Origin of the sequence: Streptomyces eurocidicus (assembly GCF_002891295.1) — a bacterium.
Taxonomy (GTDB): domain Bacteria; phylum Actinomycetota; class Actinomycetes; order Streptomycetales; family Streptomycetaceae; genus Streptomyces; species Streptomyces eurocidicus.
Map to the genome: position 1 here is coordinate 46,391 of NZ_LGUI01000015.1, position 20,464 is coordinate 66,854.

The window sequence follows — 20,464 nt, forward strand, 5'->3', positions numbered from 1 at the left end:
GCTTCCCCGGCGCCGCTCGGGACGCCCGCGCCGGAGTCCTGGCGCGCCCCGCCGTCCGAGTGGGTCCGTCCGGCCCGGAGCGCCCGGGTGCGGCAGGCTGGGGGCGACGGCTGACCTGACGGCTGAGGGGTGACGGTGGTCGCGGACCGGTGGACACAGGCGGTACGTGCGCAACTCGGGCTCGGCAGACTGCTGCCGCTCGGCGGCCCGCGGGACGGCGCCTGGATCGCGGAATCCGCCGCGGCCGGCGTGCTGCGGCGGGCGGCCGGCGCCGCCGCGCCCGGGGTCCGGCTGGGCCGCCTGCGGCTCGCCCTCGCCGACCCGCCACCGCCGCCCGCCCGGCGGTACCGGCTCCGCCGACCGGGTTGCCCCCGGGGCCGCTGCGGGTGACCGCCGAGTTCGCCGCTCCGGCCGGCGAGCCGCTGCCCGCCGTGGCGGAGCGGCTGCGCGCGGCCCTGTGGTCGGCGGCCGACCGGGAGCTGGGACTGGCGGTCACGGCCGTCGACCTACGGGTGACGGCGCTGCTGGACGGCCCGGCGCCGGACCGCCCCGACGGATCGGACCATCCCGATGGATCGGACCGTACCGACGGATCGGACCGTACCGACAGGCCGGAAGGCCCCGACGGATCGGACGGTCCCGATGGACCGGAAGGCCCTGACCGCCCCGGAGAAGCGCCCCCTTCCGGCTCCACCCCCGACGGGCCCGCCCGCGCCGCCCTCGCCGTCCCCGGCGTCGCCCGCCTCGCCCCCGTCCTCGGTGCCCCGCCCCCTCCCGCCGACGGCGCCACCCGTCATGTGCAGATCCAGATCGCGGTATCGGCGGGGCGCCGCCCGCTGGACGTGGCCCGTGCCGTACGGGCCGCCGTGACCGCTGCCGAAAAGCCCCCGGTGACCGTGTCCGTGCTGGTCACCACGGTCGGGGCGACCCGGCGGGGCGCCCTCGGGACCCGTGGATAGACTCCCCCGCGTAATCGACCGGGAACGGGGGGAGAGCCGACCTGCCATTGGCGCGCCCCTCTGGGGGAGGCCACGTCATGGTGAGCAGGCGGCAGCAATCGAATCTCGCGAGCGACGGCCCCGGCTGTCTGCTCTTCCTGGGCACCGCGCGCGCCCGGGCGGCGGCCATCTTCGCCACCCCGAGCACCGTCCGCGTCGAGGACCCCGTCATCGGCCGCGTCCAGAAGGTGCGCGCCGTCGTGGGCGCCCTGACGACGTTCCTGATGATCTGGACGTACGGCGTGGACGGCGGCTGGAGCGAGGTGTTCGAGGACGGGGTGACCAAGGTCTTCCTGGCGCCCCTGGTCCTCATACTCGTGGGGCCGCTGGTGATAGGCGGCTTCATCCTCTACGTACCGGCCGAGCACCGCCCCCTGCTGCGCTCGCGGCTGCGCCATCCGCTCAAGGCCGTCGGCTGGTACCTCGGCATCCCCGCCGGGGCGACCGCCGCGCTCGTCGGGACCCTCTTCCTGGCCCGGTTCCTGAGCGACGTCTCGTACGTCATGGGGCTGCTGCTCTATCTGCTGATCCTGGTGGTGGGCGTCCCCTTCGCCGTCTGGCTGGTGACCTTCCTCGTCTTCGCCTCCGGCGCGGCGGCCCGCTACGCCTTCAACACCGCCGACGTGCACGCCTCACTGCCCGCCGTGCTCACGACGGTGCTGGTCTGGGTGCTCAACCTGGTCTCACTGGGCGACGGGCTGCCGAACGGCCCGCTCGCGGTGAAGCTCGCCGCCATGCTGGGCGGCCCCCTGTCGGTGACCGCCGTCTCCTACTGGGAGCTGCACGTGCTCCGCACCCACTACGGGGTGCGGATAAGGGGCTGAGCGCGCGGGGGCGTACGGACGGCCCCGGGCGGGCCGGCGCACGACGCCCCGCGCGCCGGGGCTCACTCGCCCAGGCCCGCCAGGTCGCGCAGCCGGCGGCCCTGCGCGGCGCGCTCGGCGACGCGCTGCTCCTCGAACGTCCGGCCGCCCGCCGCCCGCAGCAGGGCCTTGGTCTCGACGACGGCGTCGCGCGGCGCGGCCAGCAGGGCCGCGGCCAGGTCCTGGACGGCGGCGTCGAGCTCCGCGGCCGGCACCACGAGATTGGCGAGGCCCGTGCGCTCGGCCTCCGCCGCGTGGACGGCGCGGCCGGTGGCGCAGATCTCCAGGGCGCGGGCATAGCCGATCAGCGACACCAGCGGCTGGGTGCCGGTGAGGTCGGGGACCAGGCCCAGGCTGGTCTCGCGCATGGCGAACTGGGCGTCCTCCGCGCAGACGCGCAGGTCGCAGGCGAGGGCCAGCTGGAAGCCGGCGCCTATCGCATGGCCCTGGACGGCGGCGATGGAGATGATGTCGTTCCGCCGCCACCAGGTGAAAGCCTCCTGGTACGTGGCGATCTCGGCGTCGAGGGCCTCGTCCGTGCCACGTGCCAGGTCGAGGAAGGACGGCTCGCCCTCGAAGCCCTCGGGGGTGAACGCCTGCCGGTCGAGCCCGGCGGAGAAGGACTTGCCCTCCCCGCGGAGCAGCACGACCCGCACGCTGCCGGGCAGCAGCCGTCCGGCCTCGGCCAGCGCCCGCCAGAGCGCGGGCGACTGAGCGTTGCGCTTGGCGGGGTTGGTGAGGGTGACGGTGGCTACCGCCTCCTCCACGGTGAGCTGTACGCCGTCCTGTTCGAGCAGGGTCTTACGGGCTGTCATCGGGGCTCCGATCGGCTTCGGTACCGGCAGCTGCAGTCGCTAAGTTAACTGCACAGTAACCACCCGGTCGACTGCTCGACCGACCGGGTGGCACTGCCCGCACCGACGGTGCCCTGGGATGCGTGGCGTCAGGCCGAGGCGGCCTTCTTGCCGCGCGTCGCTCCGCCGCGACCGCGAAGGATCACGCCGGACTCGCTCAGCATCCGGTGGACGAAGCCGTAGGAGCGACCGGTCTCTTCGGCCAGCGCCCTGATGCTCGCACCGGAGTCGTACTTCTTCTTCAGGTCTGCCGCGAGCTTTTCGCGCGCGGCGCCGGTTACCCGGCTGCCCTTCTTCAGAGTCTCGGCCACCCGTGCCTCCTCATGGGAGATGCGCCTCTTGACTCTCATGATCACCCCTACACGGCCTCCTGGCCACCCATTCGACAAGGTCGATGGGATGAGGTTTCGGCGATTTTCCGGGCCGGCAACGGCTGGAGCAGGCAATTCCGAACTGTCGAGCTCGTACGGCCGTACGGGTGGCGAAGCGAAGCGGCAGGTCAGGCCGGGCACCGCCGGGAACCGACGCGAACGCCCCGGCGCATGGCACGGGGCGTGCGCCGGGGCGGCAGGGGGCGCCGGGGTACGAGCCTCCCTCACTCAGATGATGGATCACCTGTCGGCCGAATGATCGGGATCGTACTGATCACCCATGGAGCCACTACCCGGCGCGGGCATGCCGGGGGCCCGGCAAGAGCGTGTCCGGAGTCCGGCGACGGCGGGTCCCCGCGCACGTCGGGGGGCATGTCGGGGGCATATCCGGCCCCCTTCCGGGCGGCCCGTCCACCCCCTGCCGGACGGCGTGTCCGCCCCCTCGGAAGGCCCGCCCGGGGCCCTGGCAGGACACCCGGGCCCCCGTACGTCAGGCCAGGGCGACCAGGTCCGCGTAGTCCGGACCCCAGAGGTCCTCGACGCCGTCCGGGAGCAGGATGATCCGCTCGGGCTCAAGGGCGTCCACCGCGCCCTCGTCGTGCGTCACCAGGACCACGGCGCCCTTGTACGTGCGCAGCGCGCCGAGGATCTCCTCGCGGCTGGCCGGGTCGAGGTTGTTGGTCGGCTCGTCCAGGAGCAGGACGTTGGCGGAGGAGACGACGAGCGTCGCGAGCGCCAGCCGGGTCTTCTCGCCACCGGAGAGCACGCCCGCGGGCTTGTCCACGTCGTCACCGGAGAACAGGAAGGAGCCCAGCGTCTTGCGGACCTCGACCAGATCGAGGTCGGGCGCGGAGGAACGCATGTTCTCCAGGACCGTGCGGTCCGGGTCCAGCGTCTCGTGCTCCTGCGCGTAGTAGCCGAGCTTCAGGCCGTGACCGGGGGTGACCTCACCGGTGTCGGGCTTCTCGGCGCCCGCGAGGAGGCGCAGCAGCGTGGTCTTGCCGGCGCCGTTGAGACCGAGGATGACGACGCGCGAGCCCTTGTCGATGGCCAGGTCGACGTCGGTGAAGATCTCCAGCGAGCCGTAGGACTTCGACAGGCCCTCGGCGGTGAGGGGCGTCTTGCCGCAGGGCGCGGGCTCCGGGAAGCGGAGCTTGGCGACCTTGTCGGAGACGCGGACCTCGTCGAGGCCCTTGAGCAGCCGCTCGGCGCGCTTGGCCATGTTCTGCGCGGCCACGGTCTTGGTGGCCTTGGCGCGCATCTTGTCGGCCTGCGAGTTGAGGGCCGCGGCCTTCTTCTCGGCGTTCTGCCGCTCGCGCTTGCGGCGCTTCTCGTCCGCCTCGCGCTGCTGCTGGTAGAGCTTCCAGCCCATGTTGTAGACGTCGATCTGGGCGCGGTTGGCGTCCAGGTAGAAGACCTTGTTGACGACCGTCTCGACGAGGTCCACGTCGTGGGAGATCACGATGAAGCCGCCGCGGTACGTCTTGAGGTAGTCGCGCAGCCAGGCGATGGAGTCGGCGTCGAGGTGGTTGGTCGGCTCGTCGAGGAGCAGGATGTCGGCGTCGGAGAAGAGGATCCGGGCCAGCTCGACGCGGCGGCGCTGACCACCGGAGAGGGTGTGCAGGGGCTGGCCGAGGATGCGGTCCGGCAGGCCGAGGCTGGCGGCGATCGTCGCGGCCTCCGCCTCGGCGGCGTACCCGCCCTTGGTCAGGAACTCCGTCTCCAGGCGCTCGTACTTCTTCATGGCCTTCTCGCGCGTGGCGCCCTTGCCGTTCGCCATGCGCTCCTCGTTCTCCCGCATCTTGCGGAGGACCGTGTCGAGGCCGCGGGCCGAGAGGATGCGGTCGCGCGCCAGGACGTCGAGGTCGCCGGTGCGCGGGTCCTGCGGGAGGTAGCCGACCTCACCGGAGCGGGTGATGGTGCCGCCCGCGGGCATGCCCTGACCGGCGAGGCACTTGGTGAGGGTGGTCTTGCCGGCGCCGTTGCGGCCGACGAGGCCGATGCGGTCGCCCTTGGCGATACGGAAGGACGCGGACTCGATGAGGACTCGGGCGCCGGCGCGCAGCTCGATGCCGGAGGCGGTGATCACGGGAATTACTCCTGGGCGGGTGGACGGCGAGGGGGACGGGTGGTGAACACAGCCGCGCGCAGGCGCGCCGCGGCGGCCCTGCCAGGGCCTGCGGCAGCGGGGCGGGACCGGCCGGCGCCGTCTAATGCACGAGGAGGAATGCCATACGGACCAGTCTAACGGTGGAGCGCAAGCCGAATTCCGGGGGCGGCGGGCAGTGAGCTCCCCGATACTCAGGGTGGGAAGGCGGTGGGCACATGCAGTTCGACGACGACGCGGATCTGGACACCTCGCAGGTCCAGGACTCCCGGGGCAGCCGTATCCCCGGCGGCGGGGTGACCATCGGCGGCGGGATCGTGGGCCTGGTCGCCCTGGTGCTCGGGCTGTTCTTCGGCATCGGCCCGCAGGAGCTCGGGCTGAGCTCCGGGCCGGCGCCCGCGGCGACGTCCAGCACGGACGCACAGGTCTCCCAGCACTGCCGCACCGGCCGGGACGCCAACACCCGCGAGGACTGCCGGATCGTCGCCGTGGTCAACAGCGCCCAGTCGTTCTGGGGCCAGGAGTTCGCCCGCCGCTCCCGTACCTACACCCCGGCCTCGACGGTGTTCTTCACCGGACGGGTGAACACCGCCTGCGGCGCCGCCACCTCGGCCGTCGGCCCGTTCTACTGCCCCGGGGACCGGAAGGTCTATCTGGACCTGGGCTTCTTCGACGAGCTCAAGAGCAAGTTCGGGGCGAGCGGCGGCCCCTTCGCGCAGGCGTACGTCGTCGCCCACGAGTACGGGCACCACATCCAGAACCTGATGGGCACGCTCGCCCGCTCACAGGACCGGCGCACCGGTGCCGACAGCAACGCCGTGAAGGTCGAGCTCCAGGCCGACTGCTACGCCGGGGTCTGGGCCCGGCACGCCACCACGACCCCGGAGAAGTCCACCGGGCGGCCGCTGCTCAAGCAGCTGACACAGGCCGACATCGACGACGGCCTGTCCGCCGCGGCGGCGGTCGGCGACGACCGGATCCAGGAGAAGTTCCAGGGCCGGGTCACCCCTGAGAGCTGGACGCACGGCTCGGCCGCCCAGCGGCAGCAGTGGTTCGGCACCGGGTTCCGCACGGGCGACGTGGCGGCCTGCGACACCTTCCGCTGAGCCCGGACCCCCGCCCGTCCCGTCCCGATCCAAGGAGCGTCCGTCATGGCAGACACCCACGCGGGACCGCCCTCGCTCTACCCCACGCTGCTCTACCGCGACCCCAAGGCGGCCATCGAGCAGCTCACCAAGGCGTTCGGCTTCACCCGGGCCGCGCTCTACGAGTCCGAGGACGGCACCGTCCTGCACGCCGAGCTCGCCTTCGGCAACGGCGTGGTGATGCTCGGCTCCAAGGGGCGGGTCGGGGTGTTCGCCGAGGCCATGGCGGACAACGGGCCCACGGGCGTCTATGTGGTCGTCGACGACGTGGACGCGCACCACCGCAGGGCGGCGGAGCGCGGCGTGGAGATCCTGATGCCGCCGACGGACCAGGACTACGGCTCACGGGACTACATGGCGCGGGACCTGGAGGGCAATGTGTGGAGCTTCGGGACGTACGTGCCCGGCGGCTGACCCGGCCGGGACCCCGCCGGGGCCCCGGCGGGCGCCCTACACCCCGCCCGTGTGCACCTGGAAGGCCGCCCTGCGCATCGCCTTGGCCAGGGCCGGGTCCGGGTGGGCGGCGGCCAGGGCCACGAGCACCTGCACCGTACGGGGGTGCCCCACGGCCCGCACCTCCTCCAGGAGGCCGGGGACCGTGCCCTGCACGGCCGAGTCGAGGTGGCGGACCAGGAGGCGGCTCTCGCCGTGGTCGGCGACGGCCGCGGCGGTGTCCACCCAGAGCCAGGTGGCCTCCTCGCGGGTGAGCACCTCGGCCGCCTGCTCCGGGTCGCTGCCCTCGTGCTCGGCGAGCCAGAGCAGGGCGTACGGCCGCAGGCCCGGCTCCTCGGCGACGGCCCGGACGGCGGGTTCGGCGGCCGCCCCGACGGCGCGCAGCGCCTCGAAGGCCAGGCCCCGCACCAGGGCGTCGTCGCCGCGCGCGGCGTCCAGGAGCTCGCTGAGGGCGCCCCGGGTGGGCCGGGCGGCCAGCCAGGCGCGGTACTCGGCGCGGGCCGGGCCCGGGGTGAGGTCCGCGCAGCCGCGCAGCATGGCCTCGGCGGAGAGTTCGATGTTGCCCGCCGGGCTCTGGGCGGCGACACAGATCTGTTCGAGCTTGACCCACACCGCCCAGTTCCCGAGGGGGGTCAGCTGGGCCTCGGCGCCGGGGCCGCCGCGCGTGACGAGGGCGCCGACGGAGGCGAGGCCGTCGAGCGCCCAGCCGAGCAGCTCCGGCAGCGGGTCGGCGTCGCCCGCCGCCGGGCCGGGCGCGGGCGGCGGCACCGGGCTGCCGTAGGGGACCTCGCAGCGCTCGGCGCGGATCTCGGCCACGCGCTGCTGGAGCAGGTCGAGGAGCATCGTGACGGCGACGGGGCCGGCCGACAGGTGCATGACGGAAAGCAGCTGCGGGGCGGCCTCGACGACCTCGGCGGCGACGGTCGCGTCGGTGCCGGCGGGCGCCGGGTGGGCGAGCGACCAGGCGTCGAAGAGGGCGACCCAGCCGCGCAGGACGGCGCCGTCGTCGCGGTCCCAGGCGGTCAGCCGCCAGCCGGGGCGGGCGGCGTCGCCGTGCAGCTCGACGAGACCGGCGAGCCGGGCCCGGTCCCAGTCGGACCGTACCTGCGGGACCGTCAGCCCCAGGGCGGCCGCGGCCCGCTCGGCCGTCGCCCCGGCGAGGACACCGCCCTCGCCCGGCCGCGGCCCGTCGTCGGCGGCCCAGCGGGCCACGCGGACGGCGCCGATGAGGCCGCATCTGGCCTGGCGGGCGAGTTCCGCCGGCGCCGGGGTGCCGGCGGGTGGGCGGGGCGCCGGTCGGGAGCCTCGATTGGCCACGGCCCGGCGGGCAGCGGCGATCGGCTGTCGGGGGACCAGTCTGAGCCGGGAGTCGCGCGGAGTACGGGACGTCACAGGAGCAGTCTTGCCGTTGACGCTCCGAAAACCCAATCGGAATCAACAAGGCGGTCCCCCACCACCCTCACCGGCCGCTGAATACGGCCTGACCAGGACTCACATCAGCGGTATGAGGAATCGGCGCAGGGACTCCTCGTAACCCGCGGGGTGGGCATTCCACATCGCGGCGTGGGGGGCGTGCCGGACGGCGTGCAGATGAATCAGGCCGGGGCGGCGGGCGGCGAGTTCGCGAGAGGCCCGCCAGGGGGCGAGGGCGTCGTCCGGGCCGTGCACGACGAGGGTCGGCACCTTCGGGCGCGCCGGGTCGACGGCGCGGGCGAGGGCGTCGGGGTCCAGGCCGGTCCGGCCCTGCGCGGCGCGGACGGCGAGCGGCACCAGCGCGGCGGGCAGCCGGCGGGCGGCGGCGAGGGCGCGCAGCGTGGCGGGCCAGTCGAGGACCGGGGAGTCGAGGACGAGGCCGCCGACGCGGTCCCGCATGCCGGACTCCGAGGCGGCGAGGAGGGCCATGGTGGCGCCGGTGGACCAGCCGTGCAGGACGACGTGGCGGGCGCCGTAGCGCACGGCGTAGCGGATGGCGGCGTCGAGATCGCGCCATTCCGCGGCGCCGAAGCGGCCGATGCCGTCCGGGGACGCCGGGGCGCCCGGGTCGCCGCGGTAGGCGAGGTCGAGGACGGGGAGCCGCTGCCCGTGCAGGAAGGGCATGACGACCATGGGGTGCTCCCGGGTGGTGCCCAGGCCGTGCACGGTGATCACCCAGGTGTCGCGGTCGCCGGGGACGAACCAGGCCGGCAGGGCGCCGAGCTCGCCGGGGACGGCGACGTCGGCGTGGTCGAGTCCGAGGGCGTCGCGGGGGTTGCCGAGGTGGACCTGCGGGGTGAGCCATGCCCTGGTACCGGGCTCCAGGACGCCGTGGGTGACGCGCTCCAGGCGGCGTACGACGCAGTCGGCGGGGTGCGGGGCGTCCTCGACGACGGGGCCGACGACGGCGTGCAGGCCGCGCGCGGTCAGGCCGTAGGTGCCGCGCCGCTCGGCGGCGAGGGAGCGGGTGAGGGTGACGCGGTCGCCGTCGACGGCGTGGACCGTGAGCGCCGGTTCGCCGGGGAGCGGGCGGCCGGGGACGGGCCGCAGGGCCACGTCGCTCGCGTACCGCCCGGCCGCCACAGCGGCCGCTCCGGCACCTATGAGGGTGGTGACGGCCGTGGCCGCCACTGGACGTACACGCATCCCCTCCAGTGTGAGCCGCCGGGGCGCGGGCGGCCAGTGGGGGCCGGTTTTCCCGCGCTCCGCGCGGTGTCCTCAATCTCCCCCAGCTACCGCTGGGAGGTGCCCCCGGACGGGCTGATTTTCAGCCCGTCCGGCGCTTGAGGACATTCGGGAAGGGGCGGGGTGGGGAAAAGCACCCGCCGCCCTGCCCCCTACCCCCGCGACCGCCCGTAACCGCGCAACTTCTCCGCCGCCTCCGCGAGCTGCTCCGGACCGAGCAGCGAAGGCACACGCCCCGGCACCCCGGAAGCCGTGAGCCAGAGCCGGCACATCCACTCCAGCTGGGCGGTGCGGTCGTACGCCTGGTCGAGGCCGGCGCCGTAGGTGACCGTGCCGTGGTTGCGCAGGAGGCAGCCGCTGCGGCCGTCGAGCGCCCGGAGCATGTTCGCGGCCAGCTCGTCGGTGCCGTAGAGGGCGTAGTCGGCGACCCTGACCGGGCCGCCGAGCAGGCCGGTCAGGTAGTGGACCGGGGGCAGCTCGTCGACCAGGGTGGAGACGGCGGTGGCGTGGACGGCGTGGGTGTGGACGACGGCGCCCGCGTCGGTGGCGCGGTAGACGGCGAGGTGCATGGGCAGCTCGCTGGTGGGCGGGAGCTCGCCCAGGACCCGCCGCCCGGCCAGGTCGACGGCGACCACGTCCCCGGGTCCGAGCCGGTCATATGGGATTCCGCTGGGGGTCACCAGCACCAGGTCGCCGACCCGCGCGGACACATTGCCCGAGGTGCCGACGACCAGCCCGTCGGCGGTGGTGCGGCTGGCCGTGGCCAGGACCTCCGCCCAGGCGCTCCGTATGTCTTCCCGCTCTGCCATGGGTTCTCGCCTCCGGTTCACGCCACCACTCCGCCCGTTCCAGTTCACCTTCCGTTCACCAAGGGTCTTTACGGTCGCCGCTGTACTGACCATCGAGCTGATTGCCTGGGTGAATGGAACACATCACGCTTCTCATCGGGATCGTGATCGTCACGGCCTTGGTGTTCGACTTTACGAACGGCTTCCACGACACGGCCAACGCCATGGCCACCACCATCTCGACCGGGGCCCTCAAGCCCAAGGTCGCGGTGGCCATGTCGGCGGCGCTGAACCTTGTCGGCGCGTTCCTCTCCGTGGAGGTGGCCAAGACCATCTCCGGCGGGATCATCGACGAGACCGCCGGCATCAGACCCGAAGTGATCTTCGCGGGGCTGATCGGCGCCATCGTATGGAATCTGCTGACCTGGCTGGCCGGCCTCCCCTCCAGTTCCTCGCACGCCCTCTTCGGCGGCCTGATCGGCGCGACCATCGTCTCGGTGGGCTTCGACGCGGTCAACGCCGACAAGGTCGTCATGAAGGTCCTCATCCCGGCGGTCGCCGCCCCGCTGGTGGCCGGTGTGGCCGCCACCCTGGCGACCCGGCTCACCTACCGGCTGGCCAAGGGCCGGGACGAGAAGGAGACCGCCAAGGGCTACCGCGCCGGGCAGATCGCCTCGGCCGCCCTGGTCTCGCTGGCCCACGGCACCAACGACGCCCAGAAGACGATGGGCGTCATCACCCTCGCGCTGGTCGCGGGCGGCGTGGTCGCCCCGCACTCCGACCCGCCGATGTGGGTCATCGTCTCCGCCGGCCTGGCCATCGCGGCCGGTACGTACCTCGGCGGCTGGCGCATCATCCAGACGCTCGGCAAGGGCCTCACCGACATCAAGCCCGCGCAGGGCTTCGCCGCCCAGACCGGCGCCGCGACGGTGATCCTCGCCTCCTCGCACATCGGCTTCGCGCTCTCCACCACCCAGGTCTGCTCCGGCTCGATCATGGGCGCCGGTCTCGGCCGCAAGGGCGGCGTGGTCCGCTGGTCCACCGCCGGCCGTATGGTCATGGCCTGGTGCCTGACGCTGCCCGCCGCGGGCCTGGTCGCCGGTGGCGCGGCCTTCCTGGCCGACCAGGGCGACTGGGGTGTCGCCACGGTCGCCGTCCTGGGCCTGGCCGTCTCCGGCGGCATCTGGCTGGTCTCGCGCCGCAAGCCGGTCACCCACGACGACCTCGACGAGGTCGGGGAGCGGCAGCCCGCCGAGCCGGCCGGTGTCGTCACCGCCGCGCTCCAGGCCGTCGCCCCGCCGCCGGCCGGCACCCTGCCGGCCCCGGTCTCCCCCGTGGCCGTCGTGACCCCCGAAGCCGGGCGCGCCCCCGCCGCCGCGGCGAGCTAAGGAAGAGACACCATGCAGATCGACTGGGCAGCTCTCGGCCAGGTCTTCGGCGTCAGCCTCGTGGTGACGGTCGGACTGGTCGGCGTGTTCACGCTGGGCATCGTCGGCACCTCCCGCAGGTCCGCCGAGGGCGCGGGCGGCGACGTCGCGGCCGCGGCGCCCACCGCGGCCGCGCGGACCGGCGCCTACGCGTGCTTCGCGCTGTGCGCGGCGGCCGTCGGGTACGGCATCTATCTGATCGTCGCCTAAGCGCTCCGCGCAAAGTCCGGTGCGCCGTCCTCGGGTGCGTCGTGGCCGGTCGCGCGGTTCCCCGCGCCCCTTCGGGCGCTGCCGAACCGCACCGGACTTCGCCAAGCCCGCTCAGCCGGAGGCGGCCCACAGGGTTCCGCCTCCCCCCCTTCGCAACCCCCGGAACGCCGGCCGGGCTGGATCTCCAGCCCGGCCGGCGTTTCCGCGTACCCGGCCGAAGCCCAGCTCAGAGGTGAGTTGACGGCCGTTCACGGCCCATGGTGGACTTCCGGGGCCAAACGGCGACAGCAGAGGAAGCCGGTGCGAGTCCGGCGCGGTCCCGCCACTGTCACCGGGGAGCGTCCTCCACCGAGGGCCACGGTCCGCCTGCCGGGCCGGAAGGCCGGAACGACGCGGATCCGGGAGCCAGGAGACTCTGGTCGCCGGTCACGTCGAGCCAGGGCGCGGACCCTGAGTGAGGACACACCCCCATGCCCGGCTGCCGCCGCTCCCCCGCCCCACGCGATCCCCGGTCCCCCCTCCGAGGCGTGACGGCGGTCTGACCGGTGCGTTCCCTGCACGCCGAGCACCTCGGTTTCGCGTGCGGCGCCGCGCTCGGCTTCCTCGGCGACCTCGCCCTCGGCGACCCGCGCCGCGGCCACCCCGTGGCCGCCTTCGGGAAAGCCGCGCAGGCCGTCGAGCGACGCCTGTGGCGCGACCACCGCGGCTACGGCGCCCTGCACACCCTGGTCTGCGCGGGCGGCGCCGCCGCCGGCGCCGCGCTGCTCACCCGCGCCGTACGCCCCTCCCGCGCCGCCGGGGTGGCCCTGACCGCCGCCGCCACCTGGGCGGTGCTGGGCGGCACCTCCCTGGGCCGTGAGGCGCGCGCCGTCGGCGGCGCGCTCGAAGCGGGCGACCTGGAGGTCGCCCGGGAGCGGCTCCCCCACCTGTGCGGGCGCGACCCGCAGGCGCTGGACGGACAGCAGATCGCGCGCGCGGTCGTGGAGTCCGTCGCCGAGAACACCTCCGACGCCGTCGTGGGCGCCCTCGTCTGGGGCGCCGTCGCGGGCGTACCCGGCCTGGTCGGCTTCCGGGCCGTGAACACCCTGGACGCGATGGTCGGCCACAAGTCGCCGCGCCTGCGGCGGTTCGGCTGGGCCTCCGCCCGGCTGGACGACGTGGTCGGCTGGCCGGGCGCCCGGCTCACCGCCGCCCTGACCGTCCTCGCCGGCCCCGACCGGCGCGGCGCCCTGCGGGTGGCCCGCCGGGACGCGGGCCGGCACCCCAGCCCGAACGCCGGCCCGGTGGAGGCCGCCTTCGCCGGAGCGCTGGGCGTCCGCCTCGGCGGCACCCTCGCCTACGCGGGCCGCGTCGAGCACCGGCCCGTGCTCGGCGGCGGGAACCGCCCGGTGGAGGTCGCGGACATCGAGCGCGCGGTGCGGCTCTCGCGCCGGGTGTCGCTGCTGGCCCTGGGCACCGCGGTAGCGGCGCGCACGGTGGGCAGCCTTTGCAGCAGGGCCATCACGGCCGGCATCACATCCAGGAGGAGCAGCCGGTGACAGCGGACAGGAGCGGGCGTACGGGCCCGCCGGGCGGGGGCCTGCTGGTGGCCGGGACCACCTCGGACGCGGGCAAGAGCGTGGTCACCGCGGGCATCTGCCGCTGGCTGGCCCGCAAGGGCGTCAAGGTCGCGCCGTTCAAGGCGCAGAACATGTCGCTGAACTCGTTCGTGACCCGTGAGGGCGCGGAGATAGGCCGGGCGCAGGCGATGCAGGCCGCCGCCGCCCGCGTCGAGCCGACGGCGCTGATGAACCCCGTCCTGCTCAAGCCCGGGAGCGACCGCAGCAGCCAGGTGGTGCTGATGGGCAAGCCGGTCGGCGAGCTGAGCGCCCGCGGCTACTTCGGCGGCCCGGGCAGCCCCGGCGGCGCCTCCCTGTACGCGGGGCGGCGCGAGCAGCTGCTCGGCACGGTGACGGAGTGCCTGGCGGAGCTGCGGCGCACCCACGACGCGGTGATCTGCGAGGGCGCGGGCAGCCCCGCCGAGATCAACCTGCGCCGCACCGACATCGTCAACATGGGCATCGCGCGGGCCGCGCGGCTGCCCGTCGTCGTGGTCGGCGACATCGACCGGGGCGGCGTCTTCGCCTCCTTCTTCGGCACCACGGCCCTGCTGTCCCCGCAGGACCAGGAGCTGATAGCGGGTTACCTGGTCAACAAGTTCCGGGGCGACGTGTCGCTGCTGGAGCCGGGCCTGGACATGCTGCGCGACCTGACCGGCCGCCCGACCGTCGGGGTGCTGCCGTACGCGCACGGCCTCGGCATCGACGAGGAGGACGGGCTGCGGGTGTCGATGCGCGGCGCGGTCCGCGAGTCGGTGGTCGCGCCGCCGCACGGCGCCGACGTCCTGCGCGTCGCGGTCTGCGCGGTGCCGCTGATGTCGAACTTCACGGACGTGGACGCGCTGGCCGCCGAACCCGGCGTCGTCGTGCGCTTCGTGGACCGGCCGGAGGAGCTCACCGACGCGGACCTGGTGATCGTGCCGGGCACCCGGGGCACGGTGCGGGCGCTGGCGTGGCTGCGTGAACGGGGCCTCGCCGACGCGCTCGTACGCCGCGCGGCGGAGGGCCTCCCGGTGCTGGGCATCTGCGGCGGCTTCCAGCTGCTGGGCGAGCGCGTCGAGGACGAGGTCGAGTCGAAGGCGGGGACGGTGGCGGGCCTCGGCCTGCTGCCGGTGCGGGTCCGGTTCGCCCGCGAGAAGACGCTGGCCCGGCCGGTGGGCGAGGCGCTCGGCGAGCGCGTCGAGGGCTACGAGATCCACCACGGCGTGGCGGAGGTGCTCAGCGGCGACGAGGAGTTCCTGGACGGCTGCCGCGTGGGCGCGGTCTGGGGCACGCACTGGCACGGCTCGCTGGAGAGCGACGGCTTCCGGCGGGCGTTCCTGCGCGAGGTCGCGCGGGCGGCGGGCCGGGCGTTCGTACCGGCACCGGACACGTCGTTCGGGGCGCTGCGCGAGGAACAGCTGGACCGGCTGGGCGACCTGATCGAGGAACACGCGGACACGGACACGCTGCTGCGGCTGATCGAGGACGGGGTGCCGGAGGGTCTGCCGTTCATACCGCCGGGGGCGCCGTCCTTGCCCGCGCAGCGGCAACAGGGCCCGGACCATGGCGGTCCGCTCGCCCCCGCCGGGCACGACGTCACGCCGCCGGACCCGGCGGCCATCGACGCACCCGGTCGAATCGATTCCCTCGAAGGGGGTAACGCCTGATGGCCTCGGCCACCTATCCGTTCACCGCGATCGTCGGCATGGACGACATGCGGCTGGGCCTGCTGCTCAACGCCATCTCCCCGGCCATCGGCGGCGTGCTCGTGCGCGGCGAGAAGGGCACGGCAAAGACCACGACGGTCCGGGGCTTGACGGCCCTGTTGCCTCAGGTCGAGACGGTGACCGGCTGCCGGTTCTCCTGCGACCCCGCGTCCCCGGACCCCGCCTGCCCGGACGGGCCGCACGAGGAAGCGCCGGGCGAGGCCCGCCCGGCCCGCATGGTCGAGCTGCCCGTCGGCGCCTCCGAGGACCGCCTCGTGGGGGCGCTCGACATCGAGCGGGCGCTGGGCGAGGGCGTCAAGGCGTTCGAGCCGGGCCTGCTGGCGGCCGCGCACCGCGGTGTGCTGTACGTCGACGAGGTCAATCTCCTGGGTGACCACCTGGTGGACAGCCTCCTCGACGCGGCGGCCACCGGCTCCTCCTCCGTCGAGCGCGAAGGCGTCTCCGTCCGCCACGCCTCCCGCTTCCTCCTCGTCGGCACCATGAACCCCGAGGAGGGCGAGCTCCGCCCCCAGCTCCTCGACCGGTTCGGGCTGACCGTCGAGGTCGCCGCCTCCCGGGAGACCGAGGAGCGCGTCGAGGTCGTGCGCCGCCGGCTCGCCTACGACGAGGACCCGGCCGCCTTCGCCGCCAAGTGGACGGCCGAGGAGGACGCGCTGCGGGAGCGGATCGCCGCCGCCCGCGCGCTGCTGCCGGGCGTGCGGCTGGGTGACGGCGCGCTGCGCCGGATCGCCGCCGTGTGCGCGGGGTTCGAGGTGGACGGCATGCGCGCGGACATCGTGACCGCGCGCGCCGCGACGGCGCTGGCCGCCTGGGCGGGGCGTACGGACGTCACGACCGGGGACGTACGGCAGGCCGCGCTGCTGTCGCTGCCGCACCGGCGTCGACGGGCGCCCTTCGACGCCCCCGGCCTCGACGAGGACAAGCTCGACGAGATCCTGCGGCGGTTCGAGGACGACGAGCCCGAGCCCGACCCGGGGCCCGAGCCGGAGGGCCCGGACGACGACGGCCCCGAGGGCGACGGCGGCCCGGACGGCGGTGGCGGCGAGCCCCCGCACGACCCGGAGCTGCCCCCGCAGCGGGAGGAGAGCGCGCCCTCCCCGCGGCAGGATTCTCAGCAGGGCTCCCAGGAGAGCTCGCGGGAGCCGGCCGGTGAGACCTCCGCGGAGAGCACTCCCGAGGCCGCGCCCGGCGGTGCCGCGCCCGAGGCGCCCGCCGTCGCCGCCGCGGACCCCTTCCGCACCCGGAAGTTCGACGTCCCCGGCCTCGGTGAGGGCGCGGACGGCCGCCGTTCCCGGGCCCGTACCGCGCACGGCCGTACGACCGGGGCCCGCCGTCCCCGGGGCGCGCTGTCCAAGCTGCACCTGGCGGCGACCGTCCGGGCGGCGGCGCCGCACCAGCGGGTGCGCGGGCGCCGCGGCCCCGGTCTGGTCGTCCGCCGGGACGATCTGCGGGAGGCGGTGCGCGAGGGGCGCGAGGGCAATCTCGTGCTGTTCGTGGTGGACGCCTCCGGTTCCATGGCCGCCCGTAAGCGGATGGGTGCGGTCAAGGGCGCGGTGCTGTCGCTGCTGCTCGACGCGTACCAGCGCCGCGACAAGATCGGCATGATCACCTTCCGGGGGTCGGGCGCCGACGTGGCGCTGCCGCCGACCTCGTCGGTGGACGCGGGCGCCGCCCGGCTGGAGCGGCTGCCGACGGGCGGCCGGACGCCGCTGGCGGCCGGGCTGCTCCAGGCGCACGAGGTGCTGCGGGTGGAGCGGCTGCGCGACCCCTCGCGGCGGCCGCTGCTGGTCGTGGTGACCGACGGCCGGGCCACCGGCGGCCCCGAGCCGCTGGTGCGGGCGCGGCACGCGGCCCGGCTGCTGGCGGCCGGGGGCACCGCGTCGGTGGTCGTGGACTGCGAGTCGGGGCCGGTGCGGCTCGGGCTGGCGGCCGAGCTCGCGGGCGAGCTGGGCGGCCCCGTGGTGACGCTCGACGAACTGCGCGCGGACAGCGTCTCCGCGCTCGTACGCACCGTACGGAACACGCACTCCAGGAGGGCCGCGTAATGCCACAGGGACAGCCGACCGTCGTTCCCGAGGACGGTCTCACCACACGTCAGCGCCGCAACCGGCCGCTGGTGTTCGTCCACACCGGCATCGGCAAGGGCAAGTCGACCGCCGCGTTCGGGCTGGCGCTGCGGGCGTGGAACCAGGGCTGGCCGATCGGGGTGTTCCAGTTCGTGAAGTCGGCGAAGTGGAAGGTCGGCGAGGAGAACGCGCTGCGTGTCCTCGGCGATTCGGACCAGGGCGGGAGCGTCGACTGGCACAAGATGGGCGAGGGCTGGTCGTGGATCCAGCGCGACCCCAAGGAGGGCGAGCTCGGCAACGAGGAGAAGGCGCGCGAGGGCTGGGAGCAGGTCAAGCGCGACCTGGCGGCGGAGACGTACAAGCTGTACGTGCTCGACGAGTTCGCCTATCCGATGCACTGGGGCTGGATCGACACGGACGAGGTGATCGAGGTGCTGCGGAACCGTCCCGGGACGCAGCACGTGGTCATCACGGGCCGCAACGCCCCGGAGAAGCTGGTCGACTTCGCCGATCTGGTGACGGACATGTCGAAGGTCAAGCACCCGATGGACGCCGGTCAGAAGGGCCAGCGGGGCATCGAGTGGTGAGTCCGAACGGTACGCGCGTCCCCCGGCTGGTCATCGCGGCCCCGGCCTCGGGAAGCGGCAAGACGACGGTGGCCACGGGCCTGATGCGGGCCTTCGCGGACGCCGGGCTGGCGGTGTCGCCGCACAAGGTGGGCCCGGACTACATCGACCCGGGCTACCACGCGCTGGCCACCGGCCGGCCGGGCCGCAATCTGGACGCGTACATGTGCGGCCCGGAGCGGATCGCCCCGCTGTTCCTGCACGGGGCGGCGGGGTGCGACCTGGCGCTGGTCGAGGGCGTGATGGGCCTGTACGACGGGGCGAGCGGGCAGGGCGAGCTGGCGTCGACGGCGCATGTGGCGAAGCTGCTGAAGGCGCCGGTGGTGCTGGTCGTCGACGCGTCGTCGCAGTCGCGTTCGGTGGCGGCGCTGGTGCACGGCTTCGCGTCCTGGGACCCGGAGGTCCGGGTCGCGGGTGTGATCCTCAACAAGGTCGGTTCGGACCGCCACGAGGCGCTGCTGCGGGAGGCGCTGGAGGAGTCGGGGGTGCCGGTGCTGGGCGCGGTGCGCCGCGTCCAGCAGGCGCACACGCCGTCCCGGCATCTGGGCCTCGTCCCGGTGGCCGAGCGCAGCGCCGAGGCGGTGGACGCGGTGGCCGCCCAGGCCGCCCAGGTGCGGGAGGGCTGCGACCTGGAGGGCCTGCTGGCATTGGCGCGCAGCGCGCCGCCGCTGGCGGCGGAGGCGTGGGACCCGGCCGGTTTGTGGGCAGGCGTCCCGCAGGGCGGGACGGGTGGGCACAAACCCACGACGGACCCGCGCCCGAAGAACGCACCAGTAGTGGCAGTGGCAGCCGGCCCGGCGTTCACCTTCTCGTACGCCGAACACACGGAACTCCTGACGGCGGCGGGCGCGGAGGTCGTCCCCTTCGACCCCCTCCGCGACGAGGCCCTTCCGGAGCGCACCGCCGCCCTCGTCATAGGCGGCGGCTTCCCCGAGGTCTACGCCCCGGAGCTGTCCGAGAACGAGCCCCTCCGCAAGGCGGTGGCCGCCCTGGCGGCGTCCGGTGCCCCGGTCGTCGCCGAGTGCGCGGGCCTGCTGTACCTGTCGCGTTCGCTGGACGGCAGGCCGATGTGCGGTGTGCTGCCCACGGACGCCCGGATGTCCGGCCGGCTCACCCTCGGCTACCGCGAGGCCGTGGCGATCGCGGACAATCCGCTGGCGCGGGTCGGCACCCGGGTCCGGGGCCACGAGTTCCACCGCACGGTGACGGAGCCGGGCGCGGGCGGGACCCCGGCGTGGGGCTTCACCCACCCGGAGCGCCGCACGGAGGGTTTCGTGGCCGGCGGGGTCCACGCCTCGTACCTGCATCTGCACTGGGCGGGCGCCCCCGGCACGGCCGCCCGCCTCGTGGCGGGGCTGCCCGGGCGCTGAGTCGGGCGGGGGCGGTTCAGCTCGCGAGGCCCACGACGAGCCAGATGAAGGCCACTCCGGCGACCGTGCAGGCGAGCGTGGAGCGGGCCGGGTGCTCGTGGTGGGCCTCGGGGAGGATGTCCGAGGTGGCGAGGTAGAGCAGGACGCCCCCGAAGAAGCCGAGGTAGACGCCGAGGAACTGCTCCGGAAGGGTGAAGAGCAGGGTGGACGCGGCGCCGACGACGGGCGCGACGGCGTCGGCCGCGAGCATCAGGAGGACGCGGTGGCGCTGGTTCCCGTACAGGTCGGCGATGGTGTACGTGTTGAAGCCGTCGGCGAAGTCGTGGGCGACGACGGCCACGGCCACGGCGGCGGCCACCCCGCTGTCCACCTGGAAGGCGGCGCCGATGGCGACGCCGTCCATGGCGCTGTGGAGGACGAGGGCGGCGGCCGCGGTGAGGCCGACCTGGGGGGCGCGTGCCGTGTCGGCCGTGCCGTGGTCCGCGCGGCGGACGGCGAGGAGCCGTTCCACGAGGTGGGCGGTGAGGAAGCCGAGGACGAAGCAGAGCAGGGCGACGGGGACGCCGAAGACCTCCCGGTCGGCGGCCTGCAGTGCCTCGGGCAGCAGGTCGAGGCCGACGACGCCGAGCATCAGCCCGCCGGCGAGCCCGAGGATGAGGTGCCTGCGGTCGGTGAAGCGCTGGGCGGCCCAGCCGCCGAGGAGTGTCATCAGGAACGCGCCCAGGGCGACGACGACCGGCACGGGTCCTCCGCCCTCCTCTCGGCTGCGCTGACTCCGGCCTCCCCCACTCCGGAGCTTGCCACGGGCGCGGCGCCGCTGCGCGCCCCGCTGTACGTGGGGGTGGGTGCCCGCCGGGGCGTGGCCGGGGCGGAGGTGCTGGCGCTGATCGGGCGGACGCTGGCGGAGGCCGGGGCGGTGCTGGGGGCCGGCGCCCGGCCGGTGGCGCTGGTGACGGCGGAGGCGAAGGCCGGGGAGCCGGGCCTGGTGACGGCGGCGGCCCGGCTGGGGCTGCCGTTGCGGGCGTACGGCGCCGGGGCCCTGGCGGGGGTGGCGGTGCCGGATCCGTCGGCGGTCGTCCTGGCCGCGGTGGGGGTGCCGGGTGTCGCCGAGGCGGCGGCGCTGCTGGCGGCGGGGCGGGCGGGCGCTGGTGGTGGGGAAGCGGAAGTCGGCGGGGGCGACGTGCGCGGTGGCGCGGGGGCGGGGGCGTAGGGCGGGGGCGC

Annotated in this window: 18 protein-coding genes, 1 pseudogene and 1 riboswitch; of the genes and pseudogenes, 12 read left to right on the forward strand and 7 right to left on the reverse strand. The window is 74.8% G+C overall.

The window, feature by feature from the left end:
• Window positions 1-135 precede the first annotated feature (135 nt).
• Window positions 136-959: pseudogene (locus tag AF335_RS33240) on the forward strand (nucleopolyhedrovirus P10 family protein).
• 77 nt (window positions 960-1,036) lie between these two features.
• On the forward strand, window positions 1,037-1,822 hold the full coding sequence (locus AF335_RS33245; RefSeq protein ID WP_102922158.1) for a hypothetical protein: 786 nt from the start codon (window positions 1,037-1,039) through the stop codon (window positions 1,820-1,822).
• A gap of 62 nt (window positions 1,823-1,884) precedes the next feature.
• On the opposite strand, the gene AF335_RS33250 is transcribed toward AF335_RS33245, so the two are convergent.
• From AF335_RS33250 to AF335_RS33260, 3 genes are all read right to left on the reverse strand, one after another.
• A complete protein-coding gene (locus tag AF335_RS33250; protein ID WP_102922159.1) occupies window positions 1,885-2,676 on the reverse strand; it encodes an enoyl-CoA hydratase/isomerase family protein in 792 nt (263 codons plus the stop codon).
• Between the two features lie 128 nt (window positions 2,677-2,804).
• Complete coding sequence (locus tag AF335_RS33255) at window positions 2,805-3,026, reverse strand: helix-turn-helix domain-containing protein (protein ID WP_030366669.1); 222 nt, start codon at window positions 3,024-3,026, stop codon at window positions 2,805-2,807.
• Between the two features lie 550 nt (window positions 3,027-3,576).
• Complete coding sequence (locus AF335_RS33260; RefSeq protein WP_102922160.1) at window positions 3,577-5,175, reverse strand: ABC-F family ATP-binding cassette domain-containing protein; 1,599 nt, start codon at window positions 5,173-5,175, stop codon at window positions 3,577-3,579.
• A gap of 236 nt (window positions 5,176-5,411) precedes the next feature.
• Here AF335_RS33260 and ypfJ point away from each other — a divergent pair, with 236 nt between their 5' ends.
• The gene (gene ypfJ / locus AF335_RS33265; RefSeq protein ID WP_102922161.1) at window positions 5,412-6,299 is read left to right on the forward strand and encodes a KPN_02809 family neutral zinc metallopeptidase; all 888 of its coding nucleotides are present in this window, start codon (window positions 5,412-5,414) and stop codon (window positions 6,297-6,299) included.
• Window positions 6,300-6,344: 45 nt separating this feature from the next.
• Window positions 6,345-6,752, forward strand: a complete 408-nt coding sequence (locus tag AF335_RS33270) for a VOC family protein (protein WP_102922162.1) — start codon at window positions 6,345-6,347, stop codon at window positions 6,750-6,752.
• A 36-nt stretch (window positions 6,753-6,788) separates the two neighbouring features.
• On the opposite strand, the gene AF335_RS33275 is transcribed toward AF335_RS33270, so the two are convergent.
• From AF335_RS33275 to AF335_RS33285, 3 genes are all read right to left on the reverse strand, one after another.
• Window positions 6,789-8,183 (reverse strand): hypothetical protein, encoded by a 1,395-nt coding sequence (locus tag AF335_RS33275; RefSeq protein WP_102922163.1) that lies wholly within the window; start codon window positions 8,181-8,183, stop codon window positions 6,789-6,791.
• 99 nt (window positions 8,184-8,282) lie between these two features.
• A complete protein-coding gene (locus AF335_RS33280) occupies window positions 8,283-9,410 on the reverse strand; it encodes an alpha/beta hydrolase family protein (RefSeq protein WP_102922164.1) in 1,128 nt (375 codons plus the stop codon).
• 191 nt (window positions 9,411-9,601) lie between these two features.
• Window positions 9,602-10,258 carry a class II aldolase/adducin family protein gene (locus AF335_RS33285; RefSeq protein ID WP_102922165.1) on the reverse strand — a complete coding sequence of 219 codons (657 nt, stop codon included), beginning with the start codon at window positions 10,256-10,258 and terminating at the stop codon, window positions 9,602-9,604.
• 113 nt (window positions 10,259-10,371) lie between these two features.
• On the opposite strand from AF335_RS33285, the gene AF335_RS33290 reads away from it, so the two are divergent.
• From AF335_RS33290 to AF335_RS33320, 7 genes are all read left to right on the forward strand, one after another.
• On the forward strand, window positions 10,372-11,625 hold the full coding sequence (locus AF335_RS33290) for an inorganic phosphate transporter (RefSeq protein ID WP_102922166.1): 1,254 nt from the start codon (window positions 10,372-10,374) through the stop codon (window positions 11,623-11,625).
• Between the two features lie 12 nt (window positions 11,626-11,637).
• Entirely contained in the window at window positions 11,638-11,874 is a 237-nt protein-coding gene (locus AF335_RS33295; RefSeq protein WP_102922167.1) for a hypothetical protein, read from the forward strand.
• A 291-nt stretch (window positions 11,875-12,165) separates the two neighbouring features.
• A riboswitch (cobalamin riboswitch) is annotated at window positions 12,166-12,289 on the forward strand.
• Window positions 12,290-12,428: 139 nt separating this feature from the next.
• Entirely contained in the window at window positions 12,429-13,412 is a 984-nt protein-coding gene (locus AF335_RS33300; RefSeq protein ID WP_102922179.1) for a cobalamin biosynthesis protein, read from the forward strand.
• The gene (locus tag AF335_RS33305; protein ID WP_244927234.1) at window positions 13,409-15,121 is read left to right on the forward strand and encodes a cobyric acid synthase; all 1,713 of its coding nucleotides are present in this window, start codon (window positions 13,409-13,411) and stop codon (window positions 15,119-15,121) included. The genes AF335_RS33300 and AF335_RS33305 overlap by 4 nt, the downstream gene beginning before the upstream one ends.
• Window positions 15,121-17,226 (forward strand): putative cobaltochelatase, encoded by a 2,106-nt coding sequence (locus AF335_RS33310; RefSeq protein WP_102922168.1) that lies wholly within the window; start codon window positions 15,121-15,123, stop codon window positions 17,224-17,226. The genes AF335_RS33305 and AF335_RS33310 overlap by 1 nt, the downstream gene beginning before the upstream one ends.
• Window positions 17,226-17,834, forward strand: coding sequence for a cob(I)yrinic acid a,c-diamide adenosyltransferase (gene cobO / locus AF335_RS33315; RefSeq protein ID WP_102922169.1), 609 nt, complete (start codon window positions 17,226-17,228; stop codon window positions 17,832-17,834). Before AF335_RS33310 ends, cobO begins: the two co-directional genes overlap by 1 nt.
• Window positions 17,831-19,243, forward strand: coding sequence for a cobyrinic acid a,c-diamide synthase CobB (locus tag AF335_RS33320; protein ID WP_102922180.1), 1,413 nt, complete (start codon window positions 17,831-17,833; stop codon window positions 19,241-19,243). Before cobO ends, AF335_RS33320 begins: the two co-directional genes overlap by 4 nt.
• A 16-nt stretch (window positions 19,244-19,259) precedes the next feature.
• Here the strand turns inward: AF335_RS33320 and AF335_RS33325 are convergent, their stop codons facing one another.
• Window positions 19,260-19,985, reverse strand: a complete 726-nt coding sequence (locus AF335_RS33325) for a ZIP family metal transporter (RefSeq protein WP_102922170.1) — start codon at window positions 19,983-19,985, stop codon at window positions 19,260-19,262.
• A gap of 117 nt (window positions 19,986-20,102) precedes the next feature.
• On the opposite strand from AF335_RS33325, the gene AF335_RS33330 reads away from it, so the two are divergent.
• Window positions 20,103-20,453, forward strand: coding sequence for a cobalamin biosynthesis protein (locus tag AF335_RS33330; protein ID WP_425329135.1), 351 nt, complete (start codon window positions 20,103-20,105; stop codon window positions 20,451-20,453).
• The last annotated feature ends 11 nt before the right edge of the window (window positions 20,454-20,464 follow it).